Consider the following 5,472-nt stretch of genomic DNA (forward strand, 5'->3'; position numbering starts at 1 on the left):
GAACCCAGCGCAAGAAAACCGTCAAGTACGACAGGCGCCGCTACAAACGTCGCAATCGGATCGAGGTCATGTTTGGAAGGTTGAAGGACTGGCGGCGGGTGGCAACCCGATACGACAGATGCCCGAAGGTCTTCCTGTCAGCTATCGCCCTGGCCGCCCTCGTCATTTACTGGCTATGAGTCCTGACCCTAACTAGCAACAATATTTCTCAGGCAGTTTACAAACAGCACGGTTCACCTGATTTGGTAAAGGCGTTTGCGATTGTAACAGGCTTTCGTGCAGCAGCTGTGATGATAACCTTATGCGTTTTTCACCGTGCACTGCTACCCAACATTTGACCGCCGGAAACTGATTTTTTTTCCACTCTTTCACGATGACGGCTGACTGCGCCATCAGGATAATGCATGGTGATCGGGACCTTGCATCCGATCACGTTGTGGGATCTGACTTCGTTATAGTTGCTACGCCGATCCCTCCTGCCGCTTTGAAGCTGGCTGTGCGAGTCCTGCTGCCGATGTGGGGCAGGATAGGACGGCAAAGTGGACGTCTTTTTGGAGGGCTCGACGAGTGGCTACGCGGGCAGGATTGAGGTTCTCAAGGGCCGGTGCGCTGGCTTTACCCGCCGAGACGGCTGACGATCCGATGTTTGCGGCACTTGTGGTTGAGGCTAAGCCGTGACCTGAGACCAGAATTCCCTCCAGCTTTTGGGAGAATCCGTCGGTTGATTTCTGGCCTCATGCGGCCTTGTTTTCCAGTTTCGATTTCATGGGAAATTCCTGCGGCGTGAGATTGCCGAGGGATGAGTGGGGTCTGTTTCGGTTGTAGTCCTCCTTCCATGCGCCGATCTTCTCGCGGGCCTCCGCCAGGGATGAGAAGAGGGTTTCGTTCAAGAGTTCGTCCCGGAAGCTGCCGTTGAACGAATCGACGAAGGCGTTCTGCATTGGTTTCCCCGGCGCGATGTAGTGCCACTCGATCCGGGTCTCCTGGCACCATCTGAGCACCGCCATATTGATCAGTTCCGTGCCGTTGTCGCTGACAATGGTCCCGGGCCGGCCGCGTTGCACGACGATCGCCGACAGTTCTCGTGTGACTCGCAGACCGGAGAGCGACGTGTCCGCGACGAGGGCGAGGCATTCGCGGCTGAAATCATCAAAGATGGCCAGCACCCGGAACCTGCGCCCGTCGGTGAAGGCGTCCGACACGAAGTCCGAGCTCCAACGTTCGTTAGAACGCTCCGGGGGCCAGCATCGGTCTTCGCGTGCCGAGAGCCCGCTTCCGACCGCCGCGTTTGCGCACCTGTAGCTTCTCTTCGCGATAGAGCCGCCTCAGCTTCTTCTGATTCACCTGCCAGCCCTGCCGTTCCAGCATCACGTTTACACGCCGGTAGCCGAACAGACGAAGCTCCGCTGCCACGGCGTTCATCGCTTTGCGCAGATCGGCATCGTCCGGCCGCAAACTGCGATATCGCACGCTCGACCGATCAACGCTTAGAACAGAACACGCCCGCAGCTGGCTCACCTGATGCGCTTCGCAGAGGTGCGCCACGGCTTCCCGCCTGGCCGGGGGCGTCACCATTTTTTTGATGCAATGTCTTGCAACATGGCGTTGTCCAGCATCTGTTCGGCCAACAGCTTCGTGTTCTCGTCCTCAAGCGCTTTCAACTTCCGGGCATCCGACACTTCAAGCCCGCCGAACTTCGCCTTCCACTTGTAAAACGTGGCCGAGCTGATCCCGTGCTCCCGGCAAACCTCCGCCGTCGCCACGCCACTCTCCTGCTGCTTCAGGATCGCGATGATCCGCTCTTCGCTGAACCTTGATCTCTTCATTCTGTCCGTCTCCTTCGTTGGGACGGACTCTACCTCAAACTGGAGGAGGATACGGGCCTGAGGTCACCTGGCGCGTCCTGCACCCAGTCAAAAACGGTGCCGCAGTCGGGCCTTTCCAGAAACAACGGACCAAATCATTCCCTTTTATCTTGGACTTTCCCCCGAAAAAACGAAATATCATCCTACCCGGTCGCACCGGCGAAGGATTAAGGTATGTTTGGAAAATTGAAGGGACTGTTCGGTACATGGGAAAATCGGATTCAAGGCCCCGGTGCGGAGGCATTGGCACCCGAAGCTCCGCTTTACGTGGTAGGCGACATCCACGGTCGCGCCGATTTGCTTCGTCAAGCGTTGAATCTGATCGAAGGGCATAGAGATGCCGGCAGCGGGTCAGCCAAGACCGTCTTTGTCGGTGATTACATCGACCGCGGGCCGGAATCGTCGAAGGTTCTTGCTACGCTCTACAGCATGCAGCAAAGCGATCCCGACCGTATCATTTGCCTCAAGGGGAACCATGAAAGCATGCTGCTGGAGTTTGTGGACGACCCGGCAGAACGCGGCGGGCGGTGGCTGATCAACGGCGGTTCGGAAACGCTCGACAGCTACGGTATCGAAGGTCTGCACCCAAAGTCCGACGCAGAAGACATGATGGAAGCGGGGGATGCGATGGCCGCTGCCATGCCTGAGGGTCTTATGAAGTGGCTTCGTGCGCTTCCCCTGACCTATCGGAGCGGAAATGTGATCGTAACCCATGCTGCACTGGACCCGGACCTCTCGCCTGAGGATCAATCGGATAAAGTCTTGCTCTGGGGCCATCGGGAGTTTCTGACCCGACCACGGGAAGATGAATTCTGGGTCGCGCATGGGCATACGATCATGAAACAGGCGCATTGCCATTCAAGCCGTATCGCGGTGGACACGGGCGCCTACCGGACAGAAACCTTGACCGTGGCCGCTATCCGTCAGGGCGGCTGCGAGTTTCTTCAAACGAAATAGCGATCTCCGAAAGCCCGGCCTCACCCACCGGAGCGGGTCAGAGGCGCATATCGCTGTCGTCCTTCGGAAAGACGGACTTCAAATCATAAAAGATATGCGATGGCTTGCCAAAGGCGCGTATTTTACCTGCACCGCCTTTGACGAACAATTCGTGCGGCACGGCCAGCAGGATGGCATCGTAGAGGCCGCTCTCAGGAGTATCTGTCATCGAAAGGCCATACTGAAGCATGGCCTGTTCCCGATCTACCCATGGGTCGTGCACGTCTACTTCAACGCCGAATCCCTGCAGTTCGAAAATTACATCGACCACCCTCGTGTTCCTGAGATCAGGGCAATTTTCCTTGAATGCCAGCCCGAGGATCAGAACCCGTGCCCCGTCGACCTGTATGCGTCGCTTCAAGAGCCCCTTCACGGTCTGCAGTGCCGCATAGCTGCCCATGCCGTCGTTCAGTCGACGACCGGAAAGTATAACCTCCGGATGATACCCCACGGCCTGCGCCTTGTGGGTAAGGTAGTAGGGATCGACGCCGATACAGTGCCCCCCTACCAGCCCCGGTCTGAACGGCAAAAAATTCCATTTCGTGCCGGCTGCCTCTAGAACATCGAGCGTATCTATGCCCAGCCGGTCGAAGATCAGCGCCAGTTCGTTCACAAGCGCTATGTTCACGTCTCGTTGTGTGTTCTCGATAACCTTCGCCGCCTCCGCGACCTTGATCGACGGGGCAAGGTGGGTGCCTGCGCTGATGATACGGCGGTAGAGACTGTCAATGAAAAGACCCGCTTCCGGGGTGGAGCCCGACGTCACCTTGCGGATTGTCGGCAGGCGATGTTCCTTGTCCCCCGGATTGATACGCTCAGGGCTGTAGCCTATGAAAAAGTCCTCGTTATAGGTCAGACCAGACTGAGCCTCTATGATCGGCACGCATATTTCTTCAGTCGCACCGGGGTAGACGGTGCTTTCGAAGATGACGACGTTTCCATGATCGATGACTTCGGCGACTGCTTCGGAAGCGCGCCTCAGTGGTTCCAGATCGGGCTGCTTATGGCGATCAATCGGTGTCGGAACTGTAACGACAAAGACGTTACACGCCCGGAGCGCTTTTGGGTCTTCGGTAAAGGTTAACCGGTCCGCTTCGGCAAGGTCCTTAGCGGTCGTTTCCATGGTCCGGTCAACTCCACCGCGCAGGTCATTTATCCGAACCGGGTCAATGTCAAAACCGAGCGTATCGAATTGCTTGCCAAACTCCACGGCAAGGGGCAGGCCGACGTAGCCAAGTCCGATAATTCCGATCCGGCTCTCTTCTATTGAAAACATGGGCGGCTTATCCCCGTTTTTCATGGTATTCGCGGTACCAGTCGACAAAGGCCTTCACCCCGTCGCGAATATCCGTTCGCGGCTGATAACCGGTCAACTTGTGCAGCAAATCCGCATTCGCCCAAGTCGCGGGGACATCACCCGTCTGCATTTCCATGTAATTGCGGAGGGCCTTTTTCCCCAATTCGTCTTCGATCGCTTCGATAAAATCGAGCAGCCGGACCTTTTGTGAATTGCCGATATTCACGATGCGAAAGGGCGCTACCGGCGACAGGCTGTCGCCTTCCGGAATATCCGACTGCGCATTGGGCCGGATGGGGACAGCATCCATCAAGAGGCGGATGCCACAAACGAGGTCTTCGACATAGGTGAAGTCGCGGAACATTTCACCGTGGTTGTAGATATCGATCGGCGTCCCTTCGAGGATACCTTTCGTAAACTTGAAGAGGGCCATATCCGGGCGTCCCCATGGCCCGTAGACGGTAAAGAAACGGAACATCGTCGTCGGCAGGGACCAGAGGTGCGCATAGGAATGGGCCATCGCCTCATTCGCTTTCTTGGTCGCGGCATAGAAGGTCAACGGGGTGTCAGCCTTCTGGCATTCATCGAATGGCATCTCGCTGTTGGCACCATAGACAGAACTCGTGGATGCCATGAGGAGATGCCGCACCGACGCTTCCCGCGCAGCTTCCATTACGTTGAAAGTGCCCGTGATATTGCTGTCGAGATAGGCGCGCGGATTCTCAAGACTATAGCGGACACCGGCCTGCGCCGCGAGATGCACGATTACGTCAGGATTGAAATCCACTGTCAGACGCCGAACCTCTTCGGCGTTCTCCAGACGCGTATTTTCGGCACGAAACCCGGACAACGCGAACAACATCGCGTGCCGCTCTTCCTTGAGGGTGACATCGTAGTAATCGGTCATCGCGTCGATGCCCAAGACATCGTGGCCCTCAGACAGAAGCAATCGGGACAGATGATATCCGATAAAACCAGCGGAGCCGGTTACAAGAACACGCAACCTCGTTCTTCGATCATCGGGCACGTGTTCAATACCTTTCGCAAACGAAAGTCGTCAGGCGGGGAGGCAACTCCGCGATTAGACAACTTTACTCAATTCGACGGTTTCATGAACCCGTTAACGATCGGTAAAATACAATTGGCGAAATTTACCGTATAAGTCTGCGATAAACAGCCACCACCCGGGCGAGTTGCAAAATCGATGTACGCGCGGCCCTGAACAACAGGTCGAACCGTTATCTTGTCAGGGCTGTACCAGTCGAAATCACAGTCGGAAATATCTGCTGGAACGCGCGGTTCCAGACCGTAATG

The 5,472-nt window shown here is 56.5% G+C and carries 5 protein-coding genes and 1 pseudogene; 2 read left to right on the forward strand and 4 right to left on the reverse strand.

The features are described 5' to 3' along the window. On the forward strand, window positions 1–179 hold a 179-nt coding region (locus A3764_RS13585; protein ID WP_150122180.1), incomplete at its 5' end, for a transposase. A 555-nt stretch (window positions 180–734) separates the two neighbouring features. Here the strand turns inward: A3764_RS13585 and A3764_RS13590 are convergent. After that, window positions 735–1,826 (reverse strand): annotated as a pseudogene (locus tag A3764_RS13590) (IS3 family transposase). A 213-nt stretch (window positions 1,827–2,039) separates the two neighbouring features. Between A3764_RS13590 and A3764_RS13600 the strand changes: the two are divergent. Continuing rightward, window positions 2,040–2,822 carry a metallophosphoesterase family protein gene (locus A3764_RS13600; protein ID WP_082850883.1) on the forward strand — a complete coding sequence of 261 codons (783 nt, stop codon included), beginning with the start codon at window positions 2,040–2,042 and terminating at the stop codon, window positions 2,820–2,822. A gap of 37 nt (window positions 2,823–2,859) precedes the next feature. Here A3764_RS13600 and tviB read toward each other — a convergent pair whose 3' ends face one another. The 3 genes from tviB to A3764_RS26015 all read right to left on the reverse strand — a co-directional run. Then, on the reverse strand, window positions 2,860–4,137 hold the full coding sequence (tviB, locus tag A3764_RS13605; RefSeq protein WP_067924081.1) for a Vi polysaccharide biosynthesis UDP-N-acetylglucosamine C-6 dehydrogenase TviB: 1,278 nt from the start codon (window positions 4,135–4,137) through the stop codon (window positions 2,860–2,862). A 7-nt stretch (window positions 4,138–4,144) separates the two neighbouring features. Further along, window positions 4,145–5,161 carry an NAD-dependent epimerase/dehydratase family protein gene (locus tag A3764_RS13610; protein WP_201722105.1) on the reverse strand — a complete coding sequence of 339 codons (1,017 nt, stop codon included), beginning with the start codon at window positions 5,159–5,161 and terminating at the stop codon, window positions 4,145–4,147. A gap of 92 nt (window positions 5,162–5,253) precedes the next feature. Next, window positions 5,254–5,472, reverse strand: a 219-nt coding sequence (locus A3764_RS26015; protein WP_236628197.1) for a hypothetical protein, incomplete at its 5' end; no start/stop codon positions are given.

Source organism: Sulfitobacter sp. HI0129, assembly GCF_001635395.1.
Lineage (GTDB): Bacteria > Pseudomonadota > Alphaproteobacteria > Rhodobacterales > Rhodobacteraceae > Sulfitobacter.

Bases quoted from the DNA above. Each gene is read 5' to 3' on its own strand.
- A3764_RS13600 (WP_082850883.1), top strand. From the start codon at position 2,040: ATGTTTGGAAAATTGAAGGGACTGTTCGGTACATGGGAAAATCGGATT.
- tviB (WP_067924081.1), bottom strand. From the start codon at position 4,137: ATGTTTTCAATAGAAGAGAGCCGGATCGGAATTATCGGACTTGGCTAC.